Annotated in this window: 22 protein-coding genes; 9 read left to right on the forward strand and 13 right to left on the reverse strand. The window is 57.2% G+C overall.

The window, feature by feature from the left end; genetic code table 11:
- Positions 1-281: 281 nt before the first annotated feature.
- The 4 genes from glpD to ACI77H_RS10075 form a co-directional block, all read right to left on the reverse strand.
- Positions 282-1820, reverse strand: coding sequence for a glycerol-3-phosphate dehydrogenase (gene glpD / locus ACI77H_RS10060; protein WP_407011768.1), 1539 nt, complete (start codon positions 1818-1820; stop codon positions 282-284).
- A gap of 234 nt (positions 1821-2054) precedes the next feature.
- Positions 2055-2810 carry a DeoR/GlpR family transcriptional regulator gene (locus ACI77H_RS10065; RefSeq protein ID WP_007916700.1) on the reverse strand — a complete coding sequence of 252 codons (756 nt, stop codon included), beginning with the start codon at positions 2808-2810 and terminating at the stop codon, positions 2055-2057.
- A gap of 94 nt (positions 2811-2904) precedes the next feature.
- The gene (gene glpK, locus ACI77H_RS10070; RefSeq protein WP_407011769.1) at positions 2905-4410 is read right to left on the reverse strand and encodes a glycerol kinase GlpK; all 1506 of its coding nucleotides are present in this window, start codon (positions 4408-4410) and stop codon (positions 2905-2907) included.
- Between the two features lie 75 nt (positions 4411-4485).
- A complete protein-coding gene (locus ACI77H_RS10075) occupies positions 4486-5337 on the reverse strand; it encodes an MIP/aquaporin family protein (protein WP_407011770.1) in 852 nt (283 codons plus the stop codon).
- A 369-nt stretch (positions 5338-5706) separates the two neighbouring features.
- Between ACI77H_RS10075 and ybaK the strand changes: the two genes are divergently transcribed.
- Positions 5707-6177 carry a Cys-tRNA(Pro) deacylase gene (gene ybaK, locus ACI77H_RS10080; protein WP_407011771.1) on the forward strand — a complete coding sequence of 157 codons (471 nt, stop codon included), beginning with the start codon at positions 5707-5709 and terminating at the stop codon, positions 6175-6177.
- Positions 6178-6192: 15 nt separating this feature from the next.
- Positions 6193-6975: a PhzF family phenazine biosynthesis protein gene (locus ACI77H_RS10085; protein WP_407011772.1), complete on the forward strand. Its 783-nt coding sequence runs from the start codon at positions 6193-6195 to the stop codon at positions 6973-6975.
- Positions 6976-7088: 113 nt separating this feature from the next.
- Here ACI77H_RS10085 and ACI77H_RS10090 read toward each other — a convergent pair whose 3' ends face one another.
- Together ACI77H_RS10090 and argF are read right to left on the reverse strand one after the other, a co-directional pair.
- Positions 7089-8198 (reverse strand): ABC transporter ATP-binding protein, encoded by a 1110-nt coding sequence (locus ACI77H_RS10090; protein ID WP_407011773.1) that lies wholly within the window; start codon positions 8196-8198, stop codon positions 7089-7091.
- Positions 8195-9115: an ornithine carbamoyltransferase gene (gene argF / locus ACI77H_RS10095; protein WP_407011774.1), complete on the reverse strand. Its 921-nt coding sequence runs from the start codon at positions 9113-9115 to the stop codon at positions 8195-8197. The genes ACI77H_RS10090 and argF overlap by 4 nt, the downstream gene beginning before the upstream one ends.
- Positions 9116-9522: 407 nt before the next feature.
- On the opposite strand from argF, the gene ACI77H_RS10100 reads away from it, so the two are divergent.
- The 3 genes from ACI77H_RS10100 (at position 9523) to grxD (ending at position 12492) form a co-directional block, all read left to right on the forward strand.
- Complete coding sequence (locus tag ACI77H_RS10100) at positions 9523-9813, forward strand: hypothetical protein (protein WP_407011775.1); 291 nt, start codon at positions 9523-9525, stop codon at positions 9811-9813.
- Between the two features lie 134 nt (positions 9814-9947).
- A complete protein-coding gene (locus tag ACI77H_RS10105; protein ID WP_407011776.1) occupies positions 9948-12053 on the forward strand; it encodes a molybdopterin oxidoreductase family protein in 2106 nt (701 codons plus the stop codon).
- 97 nt (positions 12054-12150) lie between these two features.
- Positions 12151-12492 carry a Grx4 family monothiol glutaredoxin gene (grxD, locus tag ACI77H_RS10110; RefSeq protein ID WP_150639462.1) on the forward strand — a complete coding sequence of 114 codons (342 nt, stop codon included), beginning with the start codon at positions 12151-12153 and terminating at the stop codon, positions 12490-12492.
- A gap of 190 nt (positions 12493-12682) precedes the next feature.
- Here grxD and bfr read toward each other — a convergent pair whose 3' ends face one another.
- Both bfr and ACI77H_RS10120 read right to left on the reverse strand, forming a co-directional pair.
- Positions 12683-13156 (reverse strand): bacterioferritin, encoded by a 474-nt coding sequence (gene bfr / locus ACI77H_RS10115; protein WP_150709830.1) that lies wholly within the window; start codon positions 13154-13156, stop codon positions 12683-12685.
- A gap of 198 nt (positions 13157-13354) precedes the next feature.
- Positions 13355-13573, reverse strand: a complete 219-nt coding sequence (locus tag ACI77H_RS10120) for a bacterioferritin-associated ferredoxin (RefSeq protein WP_394506593.1) — start codon at positions 13571-13573, stop codon at positions 13355-13357.
- A gap of 315 nt (positions 13574-13888) precedes the next feature.
- Between ACI77H_RS10120 and ACI77H_RS10125 the strand changes: the two genes are divergently transcribed.
- Positions 13889-14491: a peroxiredoxin gene (locus ACI77H_RS10125; protein WP_017340570.1), complete on the forward strand. Its 603-nt coding sequence runs from the start codon at positions 13889-13891 to the stop codon at positions 14489-14491.
- 159 nt (positions 14492-14650) lie between these two features.
- On the opposite strand, the gene rnt is transcribed toward ACI77H_RS10125, so the two are convergent.
- Both rnt and pyrC read right to left on the reverse strand, forming a co-directional pair.
- On the reverse strand, positions 14651-15328 hold the full coding sequence (rnt, locus tag ACI77H_RS10130; protein ID WP_007938919.1) for a ribonuclease T: 678 nt from the start codon (positions 15326-15328) through the stop codon (positions 14651-14653).
- Positions 15325-16371, reverse strand: coding sequence for a dihydroorotase (gene pyrC / locus ACI77H_RS10135; protein ID WP_407011777.1), 1047 nt, complete (start codon positions 16369-16371; stop codon positions 15325-15327). The genes rnt and pyrC overlap by 4 nt, the downstream gene beginning before the upstream one ends.
- Before the next feature lie 159 nt (positions 16372-16530).
- Here pyrC and ACI77H_RS10140 point away from each other — a divergent pair, with 159 nt between their 5' ends.
- Complete coding sequence (locus tag ACI77H_RS10140) at positions 16531-17439, forward strand: flagellar protein MotY (RefSeq protein ID WP_407011778.1); 909 nt, start codon at positions 16531-16533, stop codon at positions 17437-17439.
- 129 nt (positions 17440-17568) lie between these two features.
- Entirely contained in the window at positions 17569-18786 is a 1218-nt protein-coding gene (locus ACI77H_RS10145; protein WP_007898502.1) for an argininosuccinate synthase, read from the forward strand.
- 141 nt (positions 18787-18927) lie between these two features.
- Here the strand turns inward: ACI77H_RS10145 and ACI77H_RS10150 are convergent, their stop codons facing one another.
- The gene (locus tag ACI77H_RS10150; RefSeq protein WP_407011779.1) at positions 18928-19563 is read right to left on the reverse strand and encodes a hypothetical protein; all 636 of its coding nucleotides are present in this window, start codon (positions 19561-19563) and stop codon (positions 18928-18930) included.
- A gap of 486 nt (positions 19564-20049) precedes the next feature.
- Between ACI77H_RS10150 and ACI77H_RS10155 the strand changes: the two genes are divergently transcribed.
- Entirely contained in the window at positions 20050-20676 is a 627-nt protein-coding gene (locus ACI77H_RS10155) for a response regulator transcription factor (protein WP_008032148.1), read from the forward strand.
- 89 nt (positions 20677-20765) lie between these two features.
- Here the strand turns inward: ACI77H_RS10155 and ACI77H_RS10160 are convergent, their stop codons facing one another.
- Together ACI77H_RS10160 and nth are read right to left on the reverse strand one after the other, a co-directional pair.
- Positions 20766-20945 carry a PA3496 family putative envelope integrity protein gene (locus tag ACI77H_RS10160; RefSeq protein WP_007898493.1) on the reverse strand — a complete coding sequence of 60 codons (180 nt, stop codon included), beginning with the start codon at positions 20943-20945 and terminating at the stop codon, positions 20766-20768.
- Positions 20946-21052: 107 nt separating this feature from the next.
- Positions 21053-21691, reverse strand: a complete 639-nt coding sequence (nth, locus tag ACI77H_RS10165) for an endonuclease III (RefSeq protein WP_407011780.1) — start codon at positions 21689-21691, stop codon at positions 21053-21055.
- Positions 21692-21698: the final 7 nt, after the last annotated feature.

Below are 21698 nucleotides of genomic sequence, written 5' to 3' on the forward strand. Positions count from 1 at the left end.
GTCGGCTTCTTATAGGTCCGCGCAACAAGCATTCGTCCAAGAGTGTAGAGCATGACTCGTGCCAGACCAGGCGGCTAAGGTCAAATTACTGATTTATAAGGATATTTAATATTTATGGCGTGTTTTTTGGTGTTAGAGAATCCGGTTAACCGAATAGACCGATAGGTCATGTTCGGAAAACCGAATGCAAGGATCGCCGCTACAGCGGATTGATGTTTCCCGAATACAAAAAAGCCCCTGAATCGTGAGATTCAGGGGCTTTCGTTTGAACGGAGGTGAGATCAGGCCGCTTCGATCTTGCTACGGTTCTGCTCGACCTTGCTCAGGTAATCCGCGAGCTTCTGCTGCTCGGCCGGGGTGGTGAACAAGCCCAGTTTGCTGCGGCGCCACAGAATATCGTGCGCTGTGGTTGCCCACTCTTCGCTGCACAGGTAATCGACTTCGCGGGTGTAGAGACCGCCGCCGATGTGCTCGCCCAGGTCACTGAGGCTTTGCACGCCTTCGAGCATGCGCCAGGTGCGGCTGCCATAAGTGGTGGCCCAGCGGCGCGCGATTTCGGTCGGCACCCAGTCGAACTGGTCACGAAGCCGCGAGCTCAGCGCCTGCGGGGTGGTCATGTCTTCGCCGCCCGGCAGGGTCGCCGTGGCGGTCCAGCTCGGTTTGATGTGGGTGAAATACGGCGCCAGTTGCGCCAGCGCCGACTCGGCCAGTTTGCGGTAGGTGGTCAGCTTGCCGCCGAACACCGACAGCAACGGCGCTTCTTCGCCCGTGCCCGACAGCGCGAGGGTGTAGTCGCGGGTGACGGCCGACGGGTTGTCGGATTCGTCGTTGCACAGCGGACGTACACCGGAATAGCTGTGCAGGATGTCGTCGCGGCTGATCTGCTTCTTGAAGTGGGCGTTGACCACTTTCAGCAGGTAATCGGTTTCGCCTTCGGTGATCGCCACTTTGGCGGGATCGCCGGTGTACTCACGGTCGGTGGTGCCGATCAGCGTGAAGTGGTTGAGGTACGGAATGGTGAAGACGATGCGCTGATCTTCGTTTTGCAGAATGTGCGCGTGTTCGCCTTCGTACAGCTTCGGCACGATCAGGTGGCTGCCCTGGATCAGGCGGATGCCGTACGGCGATTCCATCTTCAGGTCATCACGAATGAACTTGGCGACCCATGGGCCCGCCGCATTCACCAGCGCCTTGGCGCGAATCGAAAACAGGCTGCCGTCGGCGCGTTCCAGGTGCAGATGCCACAAACCCTTGGTGCGGCGAGCGCTCACGCAGCGGGTCTGGGTGTGAACATGGGCGCCGTTCTCGCGGGCGGCCATGGCGTTCAAGACCACCAGACGCGCATCGTCGACCCAGCAATCGGAGTATTCGAAGCCTTTAGTGATTTCGCTTTTCAGCGGGCTGTCCGGGCCGAACTTCAGGCTTTTCGAACCTTCCAGTTTTTCCCGTTTGCCCAGGTTGTCATAAAGGAACAACCCCGCGCGAATCATCCAGGCCGGACGCAGGTGCGGACGGTGCGGCAGGACGAAACGCATTTGCTTGACGATGTGTGGCGCCTTGGCCAGCAGCACTTCGCGCTCGGCGAGGGCTTCGCGGACCAGGCGGAATTCATAGTGTTCGAGGTAGCGCAAGCCACCGTGGATCAGTTTGCTGCTGGCCGACGAGGTGTGGCTGGCCAGGTCATCCTTTTCGCAAAGGAACACCGAAAGACCGCGACCGGCGGCATCCGCTGCGATCCCCACGCCATTGATCCCGCCACCGATGACGGCGATATCGTAGACCTCGGCGAGTGGGGGCGTAGGCAAGGTAGAAGTGGGCATCGGCTGGCCTCGGTTTTTTTGATTTTGGTATTGGATTTCGAACATAAATGTTCATTTGCGAAAATGGTAGCCCATAAAGCCGCCCACAGCCAGTTAACTTCGATTGAAAATACTGATCGAAGGGCGGTTAAAGGAAAATTTTCGAACATTGAAGGTAGAGAGAGGGGGTATTGCGGAGGCATTACTGTAGGAGCCAGCGAGCCGGCTCCTACAAGGTTGTTTCAGTCTTCGGGGTTAAACGACCTCAAGCCGAATCTTGTGCTGACTCAACAACTGCGCCAGCGCAGGCACCGGCTGCTGATCCGTCACCAGGCAATCGATCAAGCTGATTGGCCCCAGGCGAATCATGGCGTTGCGCCCGAATTTGCTCGAGTCCGCGGCCAGAATCACCTGTCGTGCATTGGCAATGATCGCCTGCGACACCCGCACTTCCTGATAATCGAAGTCCAGCAGACTACCGTCTTCATCGATGCCGCTGATACCGACCAGGGCGAAGTCGACCTTGAACTGGTTAATGAAGTCGACACTGGCCTGACCCACCACGCCACCGTCGCGCCGCACATTGCCGCCCGTCAGCAGAACGTCGAAGTCATCCTTGGCACTGAGCATCGACGCCACATGCAGGTTGTTGGTGATGATCTTCAAGTGATTGTGGTTGAGCAGCGCCCGGGCGATCGATTCGGTGGTGGTACCGATGTTGATGAACAGCGAGGCGTGGTCGGGGATCTGTGCGGCAATGGCTTCGCCGATACGCTGCTTTTCATCGCGCATCTGATCGGCGCGCATCGCGTAGGCGGTGTTTTCGACGCTGGAATCGTAAGCTGCGCCGCCATGATAGCGACGCAGTAAATTGGCTTCCGCGAGCTGATTGATGTCGCGGCGGATGGTCTGCGGTGTGACGACGAACAGCGTAGCCATTTCCTCGATGCTGACATAGCCGCGTTCGCGGACCAGTTCGAGGATTTGCTGCTGACGGGGAGGCAGATTCATGGGGCTTCCTTTGGCTGCCGTGCAAAATTTGCCCATGATGCCGCAGGAATCTGCTCCCTACCAGTTACATACAGATACGAGTACTTACGTTGGCTTATTCAGCGCCTTCATGAGGTTCCCAGTCACGAGTGCGGCTGACCGCTTTTTTCCAGCCGGCGTAGAGTTTTTCCTTCGCGGTTTCGTCCAGTGTCGGTTCGAATTCGCGTTCGATGACTGCTTTGCCGCGCAACTCTTCCAGGCTGCCCCAGAAGCCACACGCCAGACCGGCCAGGTACGCCGCACCGAGTGCGGTGGTTTCGCGCATTTGCGGGCGCTCGACCTGAGTACCGAGGATGTCGGCCTGAAATTGCATCAGGAAATTGTTCGCCACGGCACCGCCGTCAACGCGCAAGGCTTTCAGGCGTTCGCCGGAATCCTGTTGCATGGCGTCGAGCACGTCGCGGGTCTGGTAGGCAATCGACTCCAGCGCTGCACGAATAATGTGATCCACGCGTACGCCGCGAGTCAGGCCGAACAACGCGCCACGAGCATACGGGTCCCAGTACGGAGCGCCCAGGCCGGTGAAGGCCGGCACCAGGTACACGCCGTTGCTGTCCTTGACCTTGTTGGCGAAGTATTCGGTGTCGTGGGCGTCATTGATGATTTTCAGTTCGTCACGCAGCCACTGAACGGTGGAGCCGCCGTTGAACACCGCGCCTTCCAGCGCGTAGGCCACTTCGCCACGCGGGCCGCAAGCGATGGTGGTGAGCATGCCGTGCTTGGACTTCACCGCTTTGTCGCCGGTATTCATCAGCAGGAAGCAGCCGGTGCCGTAAGTGTTTTTCGCCTGGCCTGGCTCGACGCACATCTGGCCGAACAGGGCGGCCTGCTGGTCACCGGCGATACCGCCGATGGCGATGCCGCTTTTGGTGTGGCCGTAGATTTCCGACGAGGATTTAACTTCCGGCAGCATCTCGCGCGGAATATCCAGCACCTCCAGCATCTTCGCATCCCACTCCAGGGTGTGGATGTTGAAGAGCATGGTGCGCGAGGCGTTGGTGTAGTCGGTGACGTGGACTTTGCCACCGGTAAATTTCCAGATCAGCCAGCTGTCGATGGTGCCGAACAGCAGTTCGCCGTTGCGCGCACGCTCACGGCTGCCTTCGACGTTGTCGAGGATCCACTTGAGTTTGGTGCCGGAGAAGTACGGGTCGGTGACCAGGCCGGTGGTGTCGCTGATGTATTGCTCATGGCCGTCACGCTTGAGTTGCTGGCAGATTTCGGTGCTGCGGCGGCACTGCCAGACGATCGCGTTGTAGATCGGCCGGCCGGTGGTCTTGTCCCAGACCACGGTGGTTTCGCGCTGGTTGGTGATGCCGATGGCCGCGACCTGGTCGTGATGCAGGCCGGCTTGCGCCAGGGCCTCGACCATCACGGCGCTTTGGGTGGCGAAGATTTCCATCGGGTCGTGCTCAACCCAACCGGCTTGCGGGTAATGCTGGGCGAATTCGCGTTGGGCGGTGCAAACCACGTTCGCGTCGCGGTCGAAAATGATCGCGCGGGAGCTGGTCGTACCCTGATCGAGGGCAATGATGTAGTTCTTATTCTGAATGTCGGTCATGTCGATTGCCTTGGACGAAATAAGGGAGTGAGGTGAGGCGCGCGATCAGATGGGCAGGACCACGCGCCAACGGTATCAAGAAGTTCTTGGTTTGCCGTCAATGGCCGGTGTTGCGTCCTTTGTAGCAGGTTCGGTGCTGGGCAGATGACGGGCAATCAACCCGCGATACGCTGCAGCACCGAGGCAGGCACCGACAATCGGTGCAAAAATCGGAATCAGGAAATACGGGATATCGCGCCCGCCAGTGAAGGAAATTTCACCCCAGCCGGCGAAGAAAGTCATCAGTTTGGGACCGAAGTCGCGCGCCGGGTTCATCGCAAAACCGGTCAGCGGGCCCATCGAACTACCGATCACCGCGATCAGCAGGCCGATCAGCAGCGGCGCCATTGGCCCGTTTGGCAGACCGTTGTTGTCGTCGGTCAGGGACATGATCACGCCCATCAGGACCGCGGTAATGATCACTTCAACCAGGAAAGCCTGGGCGGTGGACAAGGCTGGGTTCGGGAAGGTGGAGAACACCGACGCCAGTTCGAGGCTGGCTTGAGTGCCGCGGACCATATGGTGAGTTTGTTCGTAATCGAAGAATAGATTGCTGTACAGCGTGTAAACCAACAGCGCGCCACAGAAGGCGCCAGCCACCTGGGCAAGAATGTAAAACGGCAGTTTGCGTTTTTCGAAGTCGGCGAAAATGCTCAGCGCAATGCTCACGGCAGGATTGAGGTGCGCTCCTGAAACCCCGGCGGTCAGGTAGATCGCCATGCTCACGCCGACGCCCCAGATGATGCTGATTTCCCACAGGCCAAAACTGGCACCCGCGACCTTGAGCGCGGCAACGCAACCGGTACCAAAAAAGATCAGCAGTGCAGTGCCCAGAAACTCGGCCATGCATTGGCTCGAAAGTGACGGTTGTTGTAAAGCAGTTGTCATTGAAAACCTCTTTGTTTTTGTTGTCTGGCGCTTTTTTCGTCATGGCCAAAGCGCGATTTTCACCAGGGCAGGATCCCCATCCTGTTCCTGGCTTACTGCCGGGTGTTGCGTTGTCACGTTGTACGGTATTCAGATTCGAAAAAATATAGACAAGAAACACTGCTGTCAAAGGTCGAAAGTGAACTGTCGGTCACAATGTAACTATTAGTCACATGAATGATCGTTTTGTTTTGCGGGAAGGACGAACTCTGACGAACGGTAAAGAATCGCGCCAAACGCGGGAAAAGCTGCCGTGATAGAGCCTTTTATGGAGCAATGTCCTAGAATCCAGCGCAGTATTTTTTCTCTGCCGCCCAGTCTGGAGCTGTCATGACCCCCGCATTGGATTTGTTGAAAAAAGTTCGTGCCGAACATCGCGTGCACAGTTACGAACATGATCCAAAGGCTGCTTCCTATGGGCTGGAGGCCGCGGAGAAACTGGGTCTGGACCCGGCGCAAGTGTTCAAGACGTTGCTGGCGGCCAGCGAGAAGGGGGAATTGCTGGTGGCGGTGGTGCCGGTCGTCGGAAGTCTGGACTTGAAGGGCCTGGCTCATGCAGCCGGGGTGAAAAAAGTCGAAATGGCCGATCCGGCCGCCGCGCAACGCTCCACCGGTTATCTATTGGGCGGCATCAGCCCGCTTGGACAGAAAAAGCGCCTGCGAACCTTTATTGATCGTTCGGCCCAGCCCTTCGCCAGCATTTTTGTCAGTGCCGGCAGGCGTGGTCTGGAAGTGGAACTGGCCCCCGCAGTATTGGCCGAACACACACAGGCCAAGTTCGCCGATATCGGCCGCGCCTGAATCAGGGAGAAGGTTATGCAGCTTGAGTTTCATCAGGTCGATGCGTTCAGCGATCGGCCGTTCAGTGGTAACCCGGCGATGGTCTATCGGCTCGATGCCTGGCTCGCCGATGAGTTGATGCAGAAAATTGCCGCTGAACATAACCTCGCCGAAACCGCTTTCGTGGTGCGTGAAGGGCAGGGCTGGCACATCCGCTGGTTCACTCCGACCACCGAGGTGCCTTTGTGTGGGCATGCCACCCTGGCCAGCGCTTATGTGTTGTTCGAGATCTATAAAGAACCGGTCGAACGCCTGGACTTCATTTGTAAGTCCGGCCCGCTGAGCGTGAGTCGTGAGGGCGGTCGCTTATGGCTGGATTTCCCGGCAATCGTGCCGTCTGAAGTCGGCGTGACACTGGATGTTGAACGTGCCTTGGGCGTCGAAGTGGTCGATGTGCTCGGTTCAAATGAATTATTTGTGGTACTGGAGTCCGAGCAGGCGGTGCTCGATTGCCAGCCAGACATGGTCGCATTGGCCAAACTGCCGTGGCCGGGCGCCATTGTCACCGCCAAGGGCAGCAAGCATGATTTTGTGTCGCGGTACTTCGCGCCGGCGATCGGAATCAATGAAGACCCGGTGACCGGTTCGACCCATTGCAGTCTGATTCCGTACTGGTCGAAACGTTTGAGCAAGTCGAGCCTCACGGCGTATCAGTGTTCGAAACGCGGCGGGGAGTTGTTCTGTCGACTGGAAGGCGATCGGGTCAAGATCGGCGGGAATGCGACGCTCGTTGCGAGCGGAACATTGATGTTGGGTTGAGCGCAATCCTTGTAGGAGCAGGCTTGCTCGCGATGAACGATAACGTGGTGTCTCAGTTAAACCGCGGTGATGCTATCGCGAGCAAGCTTGCTCCTACAGAAGCGGTGGGGGGCTCAGTTGGCGGTGCTGTGCCGCCGGACACCGGAGTCCACCGCAGGAATCTGCGCCGCCATACTGCCAGACGCCTGGAACAGCACCAGATGATCGGCCGATACACGAATGCCAACCTCTGCACCCACCAAATGATCCGCATGGCTCGGGAAGATCGACTCAAGTTGCGCGCCTGTCGGCAACTGCAACCGATACAGCGTCGACGCGCCCTGGAAAGACTTGCCGACAATCCGCGCCTTCAAGCCACTGTCCGGTGCATAAACGATATCGTCCGGACGTAGCAGCACATCCACCGCACCACCAATCGGCCAGGTGTAAGCCCGATTGCCGCGCAACTCACCCAATTCGGTCTGCACCGATTCCGGGCTGCTCAGCTGGCCACGAATGAAGTAGCCCTGACCAATGAAACTGGCCACATAGGGCGTCAGCGGTTCGTGATACAGGTTGTAGGGCGTGTCCCACTGTTCCAGGCGACCTTCCTTGAAAACGCCGACGTGGTCGCTCACCGCGAAGGCTTCTTCCTGATCGTGAGTCACCAGAATGGCGCTGGTGCCACGGGTCTTGAGAATGTCGCGCACTTCATGGCTGAGCTTGCGCCGCAGTTCGCCGTCGAGGTTGGAGAACGGTTCGTCGAGCAGCAGCAGTTGTGGTTCCGGCGCCAGGGCGCGAGCCAGGGCGACACGCTGTTGCTGACCGCCGGAGAGCTCATGCGGAAAGCGTTTGCCGAGGTTTTTCAGGTTGACCAGTTCCAGCAGCTCTTCGATAACGCGATCCTTTTGTGGATGCTTGCGAATCCCGAACGCGATGTTCTCGGCCACGCTCAAATGCGGAAACAGCGCGTAATCCTGGAACACCATGCCGATCCGGCGTTTCTCCGGCGCGAGGGTAAAACCGGCGCTGGAGATCGTCTCGCCCGCCAAGGTGATTTCACCTTCGTACACCGGTTCGAAACCGGCAATTGCCCGCAGGGTCGTGGTTTTGCCGCAGCCCGAAGAGCCGAGCAGGCAACCGATGTCGCCGGCATTCAAATGCAGGTTGAGATTTTGCACAACGCGCTGGTCTTGATAGCCGCAAGCGAGGTTGCGCAGGTTTAGCAGTAATGGCTGGCTCATGCGTGGTGGTACGCCGGTTCGACGAGAAACTCGAGCAGGGCCTTTTGTGCGTGGAGGCGGTTTTCCGCTTGATCCCAGGCGACGGAGCGGCTGTCGTCCAGCAGGTCGACGCTGATTTCTTCGCCACGGTGCGCCGGGAGGCAATGCATGAACAGCACGTCCGATGCGGCCAGATCGAGCAGGGCGCGGTTGACCTGGAATGGCGCGAACAGCTTCAGGCGTTTGGCGGTTTCCTCTTCCTGGCCCATGGAGGTCCAGACGTCAGTGCTCACCAGATGAGCGCCGCGCACGGCATCCTTCGGATCCCGGACGATGGTCACCCGATCACCGGCCCTGGCCACGAATTCAGGGGTGGGCTCATAGCCTTCAGGGCAAGCGATGCGCAGCTGGAAGTCGAACTGGATCGCCGCTTCTATATAGCTGTTGCACATGTTGTTGCCGTCACCGATCCAGGCAACGGTCTTGCCCTGGATCGAGCCGCGATGTTCGAGGAAGGTCTGCATGTCGGCCAGCAACTGGCACGGGTGCAGGTCATCGGACAGGCCATTGATCAGAGGGACGCGCGAATTGGCGGCGAATTCGGTCAATGTGCTGTGGGAAAACGTACGAATCATCACCGCATCGAGCATGCTCGACATGACAATGGCGGCGTCGCCGATCGGTTCGCCACGGCCCAGTTGGGTGTCGCGCGGCGACAGGAAGATCGCCTGGCCGCCGAGCTGGATCATGCCGGCCTCGAACGAGATGCGGGTGCGCGTGGAGGACTTCTCGAAAATCATCCCGAGCACGCGGTTTTTCAGAGGCTCGAACAGTACGCCGCGGTTACGCAGGTCTTTGAGCTCAACGCCTCGACGGATCACGCTGACCAGCTCTTCGGGCGTGCAATCCATCAGGGAGAGAAAGTGCCTTGCGCTCATCATTGACTACCTTTTTGCTACAAACCGCAGATGCTCAAAGCCTTGTTTAACGGAACAACGGGCGAGACCTGCGGCGTAAGCCGCTCAGGGCGACGAAATAGGGGAAGGCGCGATCTTATAATTAAATGTCGCGTCTTACCAATAGGGCTACGGTTTTTAGGGGATTTCAGAGGGGCTATGGGGTGACCGCAGTAGCGCTTTTGAAGCCTGTTTCCTGACAGCAGCCGCTCATTTGTACACTGGGGCTGCGGGGCTTTGCAATCAAACAGGGCGGGAGTGGTGCGCTGATGGTCGGTTTCTGACCCTACATTCGAGACGCCTGTTGGCCATGTGCCTCGTCTGAAACACTTGCTAATGCAATGTGCTGGGTTATAACTAAGTCACGAGCGACGCAGGAAGCCTTCGGAATGGAATCGAAAGAACAGCAATTGATGGAATTACTTGGCCTCACGGCCCGCTCACTGACGCATCTCACCGCTTCCATGACCTCAATGTCCTTTGAGCTTTTGCGAAGTAACGACGACGTGACCAAAGCTGCTGGCCGGCGGATGATCGACCGCATGGCGACTATCAGCGCCGGGCTCGACGAGCACTGGCGGCTGATCGGCGAACTCACTGGCGTGCACGTCGCTCACGAACAGATAGAAACCATCCAGGAGATTCAGTTGCAGGCGCCGCCGAGGCTGCCGTCGACTTGATCACGAGCGGTCATCGGCTGGCCTGATGGCTGCCGATTCACAAGACGAACGTCGCTGGCGCGGCGGCGGGTCACGCGCCATAGTTTTGTTCCCGCGGCTGTTATTGCCCGCCCAGAACAAGACAGAGACTGGCCATGACCAAGACTCTCCATCACCGTGCCTGCCACCTGTGTGAAGCCATCTGCGGCCTGACTATCGAGACCACTGAGCTCGACGGCGATGTGCAGATCACCTCGATCAAGGGCGATGCCCTCGATACGTTCAGTCGCGGGCACATCTGCCCCAAGGCCGTTGCCCTGCAAGACATCCAGAATGATCCTGACCGTTTGCGTCAGCCGATGCTGCGTGTCGGCAGCGAATGGCAGCCCATTGCGTGGGAAGACGCCTTCAATCTTGTAGCAGAACGCCTGGCCGCGATACAGGAGCGCCACGGGCAGAATTCGGTGGCGGTTTATCAAGGCAACCCCAGCGTGCACAACTACGGGCTGATGACCCACAGCAATTACTTTCTTGGCCTGCTGAAAACCCGCAACCGGTTTTCCGCGACGTCGGTTGATCAGTTGCCTCATCACTTGACCAGTCATTTGATGTACGGCCACGGTTTGCTGTTGCCGATCCCGGACATCGATCACACCGATTTCATGCTGATCCTTGGCGGCAATCCGCTGGCCTCCAACGGCAGCATCATGACCGTGCCGGATGTGGAAAAGCGCCTGAAGGCAATTCAGGCCCGGGGCGGCAAAGTGGTGGTGGTCGATCCGCGCCGCAGCGAAACGGCCGCGATGGCCGATCAGCATCTGTTTGTACGTCCGGGTGGCGACGCGGCATTGCTGTTCGGGCTGCTCAACACGTTGTTTGCTGAAGGCCTGACCCGCGACAGCCATTTGCCGATCGACGGTCTGAATGAGGTGCGCGAGGCCGTCGCGGGTTTTACCGCCGAAGCCATGAGCCCGTTGTGTGCCGTGCCGGCCGAGCAAATTCGTCAATTGGCGCGGGACTTCGCGGCAGCGCCGACTGCGGTCTGTTACGGGCGTATGGGCGTTTCTACCCAGGCGTTTGGCACGTTGTGCCATTGGCTGGTGCAGTTGATCAACCTGGTCACTGGCAATCTCGATCGTGTCGGTGGTGCGTTGTGCACCGAGCCGGCGGTAGACCTGGTGGCATCTACCTCGGGCGGGCATTTCAACCTGTGGCAGAGCCGCGTGTCCGGGCGTCCGGAATACGGCGGCGAGCTGCCGGTGTCGGCGCTGGCCGAAGAGATGCTCACTGAAGGGGAGGGGCAGGTCCGCGCGCTGATTACCGTGGCCGGCAATCCGGTGCTGTCGACGCCCAATGGCCGACAACTCGAACAGGCGCTGGACGGGTTGGAGTTCATGGTCAGTATTGACCTGTACATCAACGAAACCACGCGCTATGCCGATCTGATCCTGCCGTCCACCTCAGCCCTGGAAAACGATCACTACGACACCACGTTCAATATGTTTGCGGTGCGTAACGTCAGCCGGTTCAACCGCGCGATCCTGGCCAAACCGGAAGGCGCGTTGCACGACTGGGAGATTTTCGTCGGGCTGGCCGAGGCGTTTGCCGCGAAGACCGGCAAGGAGCTGAAACCGACGATTCCCCCTGCGCAGATGATCGACCGTGGCTTGCGAATGGGGCTGTATGGCGACGCTGCGCCGCAGAAGCTGTCCTTGGCGACGCTGTTTGATCAACCGCATGGGGTCGATCTTGGCGCACTGAAATCCAACCTGGCGCCACGCCTGAAAACCGCCAATCAGCGCGTTCAGGCAGCGCCGGCGGCGATCCTTGCCGACCTCGCGCGATTTGCGGCGCTGCAGGCCCCGGCTGCAGATGAACTGCTGATGATTGGCCGTCGTCACGTGCGCAGCAATAACTCGTGGATGCACAACTACCACCGTCTGGTGAAAGGCAAGCCGCGTCATCAATTGCTGATGCATCCAGATGACCTCGCCAGTCGCGGGCTCAGCGATGGACAGCGCGTGCGGGTCAGTTCCCGGGTCGGCATGATCGAAGTGGAAGTGCTGGGCAGTCTGGATATGATGAAAGGCGTGGTCAGCCTGCCGCACGGTTGGGGCCATGCGCGGCCCGGTGTACAGATGACGATTGCCAGCGGACAGCCGGGGGCTAGCGCCAATGACTTGACCGACGAGTGTCAGCTCGATGAGTTGTCGGGGAATGCGGCGTTGAACGGTGTGCCGGTGACCGTGGCAGCGGCTTGATCGAGTCTGTCGGGGAGACCGAGCATGGCGCTCGGGTTTCCGTTACAATGCGCCACCGTGCCGACCCCTGAGTCGGAAAGTTCAGCCGAGGTGCTTCATGGATATCATCGAAACGATTAAAGAGCAGATTGCCAACAACACCATTCTGCTTTACATGAAAGGTTCGCCGAATGCCCCGCAGTGTGGCTTCTCCGCGAAAGCCGCGCAGGCCGTGATGGCATGTGGTGAAAAGTTTGCATACGTGGACATCCTGCAGAACCCGGAAATCCGCGCCAACCTGCCAAAATACGCCAACTGGCCAACTTTCCCGCAACTGTGGGTGGGTGGTGAGCTGGTCGGCGGTAGCGACATCATGACCGAGATGGCTGCCGACGGTTCGCTGCAAAGCACCATCAAGGCGGCTGTTGAAGCGGCTGCTGCGACCAAGACCGAAGCCTGATTCGGTCCTTTGTAGAAGCAAGCTTGCTCGCGATTAACGATGGCGCGGTATTCCTGCAAGATCGCGCCGCCCGCATCGCGAGCAATCGAGCGTCGACCGGCTGCTCCTACAAGAGAGAAAGCATTAAAAAGCCCCGCCTCTTCAAAAGAGCGCGGGGCTTTTTATTGTCTCGAGTTTAACGAGCGCTAACTTACTCTTCGCCCATCTGCGATTGCAGATAGTTCTCAAGACCGATTTTATCGATCAAGCCCAGTTGGGTTTCCAGCCAGTCGATATGTTCTTCTTCGGATTCAAGAATATCTTCGAGCAGTTCACGGCTGCCGAAGTCGCCAACGGTCTCGCAGTGAGCGATCGCGACTTTCAAGTCGGCATGGCCGGTGCGTTCGATACGCAGGTCGCACTCAAGCATTTCCTGGGTGTGCTCGCCGATCTGCAGCTTGCCCAGGTCCTGCACGTTCGGCAGGCCTTCCAGGAACAGGATGCGCTTGATCAGCTTGTCCGCGTGTTTCATCTCGTCGATGGACTCGTGGTATTCGTGCTTGCCGAGCTTGTTCAGACCCCAATCTTCATACATGCGCGCATGCAGAAAATATTGATTGATCGCGACCAGCTCATTGGCAAGGATCTTGTTGAGATGCTGGATGACTGTAATGTCGCCTTTCATATGGGGTCCTGCCCTGTAATAGCTGTCTATAAAGCGGAGTTTGAGCCGCACAACTAAGAGTGTCAAACCTAAGTTATTGAAACTTAAATGAAAATTAATCGGAATAAGAATGTTTGTGTTCCGCGTCTAGTGCGTAACCAATTGATTTTCAGGCATAAAAAAACCGGACATGAAGTCCGGTTCTTTGAAATAGGGTATTTACGCGGCAGTAAATTCTGCCGGGAAAGGAATCGCGGCCTGGGCTGTCTGCAATTTGGTCAGGGTTTCACGCACCACTTCCTTGGCAAGGCAGGCGCATTTACCGCATTGGCTGGCTACGCCGGTAGCCTGGCGGACTTCCTTGTAGCTGCAGCAACCTTCATAGATTGCTTCGCGGATTTGTCCGTCGGTGACGCCAGTGCAGAGGCAGACATACATAAGCTAAGAACCGTCGCTGGTGGTGACTCAGTTGCGATGGATCTTAATGTTAACGAGAATGATTGTCAAAGTGGTTTCTGAAAGCTTTCCGCTATAACCGTGCATGGCTGACGAACGGTTTGCTCGAGGGCAATCTGCCAGTAAGCGCTGCATCGGCAATTTAAGGTGTTGGCGAAAAACCGTTGAAGACAGCTCAAAAACGCAGTGTATGATGGCCGGTCCTTATGAAGCGGGTGGGTGTCACAGGGCTGTCGCCTGAGGGTGGCAGGCTGGCGCAAACCCGGAACTTCACGTTTTTACACCAGGAGATATTCAATGAGCGTACTCGTAGGCAAGCAAGCCCCTGACTTCACCGTACCGGCCGTACTCGGCAATGGCGAAATCGTCGACAGCTTCACCCTGTCTTCGGCCATCAAAGGCAAATACGGCCTGGTGTTCTTCTACCCGTTGGACTTCACCTTCGTTTGCCCATCGGAGCTGATCGCTCTGGACAACCGCATGTCCGACTTCAAGGCCCGCAACGTGGAAGTGATCGCCGTTTCGATCGACTCGCACTTCACTCACAACGCATGGCGCAACACCCCGGTGAACAATGGCGGTATCGGCCAGGTTCGCTACACCATGGCTGCCGACATGAAGCACGAAATCGCCAAGGCCTACGACGTCGAATCCGAAGGCGGCGTGGCTTTCCGTGGCGCGTTCCTGATCGACGACAAAGGCGTTGTCCGCTCGCAGATCATCAACGACCTGCCGCTGGGCCGTAACATGGAAGAGCTGATCCGTCTGGTCGACGCGCTGCAATTCCATGAAGAGCATGGCGAAGTTTGCCCTGCCAACTGGAAGAAAGGCGACAAAGGCATGACCGCTTCGACCGAAGGCGTCGCGGCTTACCTGACCGAGAATGCTGCTGCCCTGTAAGGCGCGTTCGAGGCATAAAAAAACCGGCCGTTGAGGCCGGTTTTTTTGTGGGCGGAAGAAACACAGGTCCCTGTAGGAGTCGGCTTGCTGGCGATGAACGACGACGCGATCTTGCTGTTAAACCGCGTCGCCTGCATCGCGAGCAGGCTCGCTCCCACATCAGTCGTTGTAGTCTTCCCAGCCGCCCATTTGTTTCCAGCGATTGACGATGCCGCAGAACAGCTCAGCCGTCTTCTCGGTGTCGTAGCGAGCCGAGTGGGCCTCACGACCGTCGAAGTCGATGTCCGCCGCCTGACAGGCCTTGGCCAATACGGTCTGGCCGTACGCCAAACCAGCCAGGGTGGCGGTGTCGAAGCTGGAGAACGGATGAAACGGGTTGCGTTTCATGTCCAGGCGCGCAACTGCCGCGTTGAGGAAGCCCAAATCGAAGCTGCTGTTATGACCGACCAGAATCGCCCGTTTGCAGCCGTTGGCTTTCAACGCCTTGCGGATGCCACGGAAGATGTCGGTCAGCGCCGCTTCTTCACTCACTGCCATGCGCAGCGGGTGATCGAGTTTGATCCCGGTGAACTCCAGCGCCGCCGCTTCGATGTTGGCGCCTTCAAAAGGCTCGACGCGGAAGAAGTAGGTGTGATCAGGGTATACAAAACCCTTCTCATCCATGGCGATGGTGGTGGCGGCTATTTCCAGCAAGGCGTCAGTGGCAGAGTTGAAACCACCGGTTTCAACGTCGACAACGACTGGCAGGTATCCACGGAAGCGAGCTGCCATCGGGTGGCGTGGACCACCTCCGCCGCCTTGACCGTCCTGTTCGTCGTCGAAATGGTCTTCACTCACGCGTGTTCCTCCAGCAGGCGCCAGCGCAGTTTTTCACCGGCGCGCAGCGGGATAACGGTCAGCTCGCCAAATGGCAGGCTGGTTGGGGCGGTCCACTCATCGCGGACCAGAGTAATGCGATCGGTGTTTACCGGCAGGCCATAGAAGCGCGGGCCGTTGAGGCTGGCGAAGGCTTCGAGCTTGTCCAGCGCGTTACGTTGTTCGAACGCTTCGGCGTACATCTCGATCGCCGCATAAGCGGTGTAGCAACCGGCACAGCCGCACGCGGCTTCTTTGGCATGCTGGGCGTGAGGCGCCGAGTCGGTGCCGAGGAAGAACTTTTCGCTGCCGCTGGTGGCGGCGTCGAGCAGGGCTTCCTGGTGGGTATTGCGCTTGAGTATCGGCAAGCAATAGAAGTGCGGCCGAATCCCGCCCACCAGCATGTGGTTGCGGTTGTACAGCAAGTGATGCGCGGTGATGGTTGCGCCGACGTTGGCCGGGGCCGCGTTGACGAACTGCACGGCGTCAGCGGTGGTGATGTGTTCGAACACCACTTTGAGCGTCGGGAAACGCTCGACCAATCGACGCATGTGCTCATCGATGAAGATTTTTTCGCGGTCGAACACGTCGACATCGCCACGGGTGACTTCACCGTGAATCAGCAAGGGCATCCCGACTTCGGCCATAGCCTCGATCGCCGGGAAGATCTTGTCGATACTGGTGACGCCAGAGTCCGAGTTGGTGGTCGCGCCGGCCGGGTACAGTTTGGCGGCGTGCACGAAACCGCTGGCCTTGGCTTCACGAATTTCTTCGGGCTGGGTACGGTCGGTGAGGTAAAGCACCATCAACGGTTCGAAACGGCTGCCGGCCGGACGTGCAGCGAGAATCCGCTGGCGATAGCCGTCGGCTTCAGCGGCGTTGCGCACCGGAGGTACCAGGTTGGGCATGATGATGGCGCGACCAAAGGTGCGCGCGACATCCGCAACGGTATTGGTCAACACGGCACCATCGCGAAGATGAATATGCCAGTCGTCGGGACGCAGCAGGGTCAGGCGGTCGGACATGAGGGGATTCCAGGCGGGTCAAACTGAGGGGAATGCTACCGGAAAAGACTCTCTCAGGCACTCGCTATCAAGTTTTGCAGGAAGCTTCCGATATCCAACAGGTATGCCGTAAACATGTGTGTGTCGGTCTTTTTGTTGTAGAAGCCAGTGGAGCCTCCCGTGCGCCAGCGTTATTTAGCCTTGCTCAGTGTGTTTGCCAGCCTTCCCGCAATGGCGCTCACTTTCCAGACCCGTCTGGAGAGCATCGAGTGGACGGTCGAAGGGGACAAGTTCGAGTGCCGCCTGACTCAACCGATCACCGATTTCGGTTCCGGTGAGTTCGTTCGCCGCGCCGGCGAGCAGGCGACGTTTCGTCTGAAAGCCTATAACTCGATGGTCGGCGGCGGCTCGGCGACCCTGTTGGCGGCCGCAGCACCCTGGCAGCCGGGGCGTGGCGACATCAACCTCGGCTCCGTGCAGATCGGCAGCGGCAATGTGCTGTTTAACAGTTCGCAAGTTCAGGCCGGGCGCCTGATCAGTGGCCTGATGGATGGGCGAAGCCCGGTTGTCCGACACTATTCGGGTGATGGCCGGGTGTCGGAAGTGCGGTTGTTGCCGGTCAAGTTCAGCAAGGCGTTTAACGATTATCAGGGCTGTGTGGCGAAGCTGCTGCCGAAGAATTTCGAACAGGTCAAACAAACGCAGATCGGCTTTCCCGGCGACGGTCTGGATCTCGATGCGCAAGCCAAGGCTCAGTTGCAGGTGATGCTGGAGTTCATGAAGGCCGATCCGACGGTCAATCACATCGAACTCGACGGCCACTCCGACAACAGTGGCAATCGCCTGACCAATCGTGACTTGTCGCGGCGACGGGCTCTGGCGGTCATGGAATTCTTCAAGGCCAACGGGTTTCAGGAATCGCAGATCACTGTACGTTTTCACGGCGAGCGCTATCCCTTGGCGCCCAACACCAACTCTGCCAATCGGGCGAAGAACCGTCGGGTCAATGTGCAGCTCGCACGGGTCGCCCCCACCGAGCACCCGGCGCCTCAGGCAACAGCAGCGGCGAGCGCGGCGAAGACGTCCTGAACCGGCTGTCATCGTCGCCCGTTCGACATAATCTGTCGCTTCGTCGTCATAAGCTGTCGCGCCTCTGTAAATTATTCTGCATGACCGGTAGACTTGACGGCTTTCCGTAGAACCCCGTGGAGTGATGGCATGGCGGACGTAAACAAGGTCGTTCTGGCGTATTCCGGCGGCCTGGACACTTCGGTGATCCTCAAGTGGCTGCAGGATACTTATAACTGTGAAGTGGTGACCTTCACCGCTGACCTGGGTCAGGGCGAAGAGGTCGAGCCGGCCCGCGCCAAGGCTCAGGCCATGGGCGTAAAAGAAATCTACATCGACGATCTGCGCGAAGAATTCGTGCGTGACTTCGTATTCCCGATGTTCCGCGCCAACACCGTTTACGAAGGCGAGTACCTGTTGGGTACTTCCATCGCTCGTCCGTTGATCGCCAAACGCCTGATCGAAATCGCCAACGAAACCGGCGCTGACGCCATTTCCCACGGCGCCACCGGCAAGGGCAACGACCAGGTTCGTTTCGAACTGGGTGCGTACGCCTTGAAGCCAGGTGTGAAAGTAATCGCTCCGTGGCGCGAATGGGACCTGCTCTCCCGTGAAAAGCTGATGGATTACGCTGAAAAGCACAACATCCCGATTGAGCGTCACGGCAAGAAAAAATCCCCGTATTCGATGGATGCCAACCTGCTGCACATCTCCTATGAAGGCGGCGTGCTGGAAGACACCTGGACCGAGCACGAAGAGGACATGTGGAAGTGGACTGTCTCCCCGGAGAAGGCTCCAGACAAGGCGCAGTACCTGGAACTGACTTACCGCAACGGCGACATCGTTGCACTGGACGGCGTTGAAATGACGCCGGCCACCGTACTGGCGACCCTCAACCGCATTGGCGGCGAACACGGTATCGGCCGTCTCGACATCGTCGAGAACCGTTACGTGGGCATGAAGTCCCGTGGTTGCTACGAAACCCCTGGCGGCACCATCATGCTGCGCGCCCACCGTGCGATCGAATCGATCACCCTGGACCGCGAAGTGGCTCACCTCAAAGACGAGCTGATGCCTAAATACGCCAGCCTGATCTACACCGGTTACTGGTGGAGTCCTGAGCGTCTGATGCTGCAACAGATGATCGATGCGTCCCAGGCCCACGTGAACGGCGTTGTGCGCCTGAAGCTGTACAAGGGCAACGTGATCGTCACCGGTCGCAAGTCCGACGAATCGTTGTTCGACGCCAACATCGCGACCTTCGAAGAAGATGGCGGCGCCTACAACCAGGCCGACGCGGCGGGTTTCATCAAGCTCAATGCGTTGCGCATGCGTATTGCGGCAAACAAAGGTCGCAAGCTGTTCTGAGATCTTTGACCCGCTGATGGGATGTGTGGCCTTGTCCTGGACAAGGCCACACATTTGAAAATAGGGATTTTCTGTCTGACATTGCGATTCAACATTCTTGTTGTTTTGGATACCTTCCTGTCTGCTCCTCTCCCATTGATCTTAAAGAGCTACTGCCTGCTGTGTGTCAGCCCGGCAATATTGATCAATGACCGTCACGTCATGTGAACTCAAATTGTAAGCAATACAGAACGTTGTGCTGCTGCGTTTTTTTGCGTTTCTGCAAAATTTGAGTGCGCTTTCTTTCAGTAACGTCTCCGACTCGCCAACAACGAGAAACACGATAACGCGTGTCGAATTCCCCATGGGCCGGCGAAGCTTTTCCAGAAGGGTGCGGAACTCATTTTTTTTGTTCATCCTCCGCGCGTCAATGATGTGCAGGTTTTTCATTGAGACGGGCAGCCGAATAGGGGGGTGGACCGAGAGAGTTGCCGGTAAATCAATCTCGTCGTGCGGACCTTGTGCGTTACCCGAACGCTCTGTGTTGTCCATGACTTTTATGAAATGCTCTCCCTTCTCAAAGTCGGAAGGCGCATACAACGATCGATAATTGAAGTTAAGTGTGGCAAAGAAAAGAAACAGCAGGTAAAAGGGGAAACTGATCAAAAACCAGATATAAATCGCCTTGTTTTCCTCGTCGAGAAAGGGCAGAGAGAGGGCGGCTGAAGTTTCAGACAGTGTTGCGAATATCGCGATGAGTGTCATGGGGTTGGTGACTCGTTGTTTGAGTTTTATCATATTTTTTACTCATATAAGTTTGTCTTTTCTCATTGGTTGGTTTGGGTTTGTCAGGGTGTTAAGTTGCTATGGTAACGGTGGATTTATAAAACGGATATATCTGTTTTGCTATTAATTACCTATTAATTGACTTTTGCTGTAACGCTTTATGTGTGATGTTTCTGGTGTAAGGAGCAGGCCGGAAAATATCGGTTACCCTACAAGCGTAGCTCACGTGCTGGCGTGTGTCGGATCATCTGGATTTACTGTTATTGTGTGGTGCGCTGGTTGTACGCCGATACAAAAAACCGTTGAAAGCTGAAATATCATGAGACAGATAAAGTTTCTGGTGCGCTGTGTTTCAAGTTTTTTTGTAAGAATATTCCGCGTTGTTTGTAGGGAATGTCTCTCGGTGCGGGTGGCCGGGGGGGGCGGCATGCCATGGGTGAAACGACTAGGCTATTGTGCGGGCTCTAAAAATTCGAACAGCGAAAATTGGAATTGCCCATGAATAAAGTGCTGATCGTGGATGATCACCCCGTCATTCGTCTTGCGGTACGTATGCTGATGGAACGTCATGGCTACGAAGTTATTGCAGAAACAGATAATGGCGTGGATGCATTGCAACTAGCTCGTGAACATATGCCGGATATTGTCATTCTGGATATTGGAATACCAAAGCTGGATGGGCTGGAAGTTATTGCACGTTTGGCTTCGGCAGCGATGCCAATGAAAGTACTGATATTGACTTCACAGGCCCCCGGGCATTTTTCGATGCGTTGCATGCAATCCGGTGCTGCCGGATATGTGTGCAAACAACAGGACCTCACTGAGTTGCTCAGTGCAATAAAGGCTGTATTGTCAGGCTACAGTTACTTTCCCAATCAAGCCCTGCACACCGTGCGCTCCAGTTTGGGGAATGCCAGTGAAGCCGATATGGTGGATCGTCTTTCGGGGCGGGAGATGATGGTTTTGCAGCAACTGGCCCGCGGCAAGACCAACAAAGAAATTGCCGATGGAATGTTTCTCAGCAATAAAACCGTCAGTACTTACAAGACACGGTTGTTGTTGAAACTTAATGCGCGGTCACTGGTTGACCTGATCGAACTGGCTCAACGCAATGGGCTGGTATGACTGCACAGTGCTTGGCGGGGCGTAAAGAGTGGGCATTTTCAAGGTTTCGCACCTAGTAAAAAGCCTCCGTTTCGGGAGGCTTTCAGGTGTCATAGGTCAAAATCATAATCGGCCAATTGCTTTTGCAGCCGGCGCTCCTCCAGAAGATTGTCGATGGTGCGGCGTTTGCTCAGGTTGGTCTTTGCCACTTCAACCACCGGTTCCGCGTCATCGGCCTCAACGGGTGTGAAGTCGTCTTCTACGTCCAATTGCTCTTTGCCAGTGCTCATTAGGTTAACTCCAGGCTAAGACTGCCTTTGGCGCCCCTTATATCGACAATCGCCCCGCGGGTAAAAAAGATTTTTTCAATCGATAAATCGAAAAACCTAATAGCGCCTCAATCGTCCGAAGTCTTTTGCTTGTATTCACACAGGTCTTCTATCCGGCAACTGCCGCAGCGAGGCTTGCGGGCCAGGCAAACGTAACGTCCATGAAGAATCAGCCAGTGATGGGAGTCGAGCAGATATTCCTTGGGCACGAACTTCATCAATTTTTTCTCGACCTCGACCACATTCTTGCCGGGAGCGATGCCGGTACGGTTACTGACCCGGAAAATATGGGTGTCCACAGCCATGGTCAGTTGGCGGAAGGCAGTATTGAGCACCACGTTGGCGGTCTTGCGGCCGACACCGGGTAACGCTTCCAGCTCTTCACGGGTCTGCGGCACTTCCCCGCCATGACGTTCCACCAGCAAGCGGCAGGTCTCGATCACGTTTTTTGCCTTGCTGTTGAACAGACCGATGGTCTTGATGTACTCGGACAGACCTTCCACGCCCAACGCGTAAATCGCCTGCGGCGTATTGGCGACCGGGTAGAGTTTGGCGGTGGCTTTATTGACGCCGACATCGGTCGATTGTGCCGAGAGAATCACCGAGATCAGCAATTCGAATGGCGAGGAGTAGGCCAGTTCAGTCTTCGGCTCCGGGTTGTCTTCATGCAACCTGCGGAAAATTTCCAGACGTTTTGTGGCATTCATGTGCAGT

Origin of the sequence: Pseudomonas sp. O230 (assembly GCF_045447035.1) — a bacterium.
Lineage (GTDB): Bacteria > Pseudomonadota > Gammaproteobacteria > Pseudomonadales > Pseudomonadaceae > Aquipseudomonas.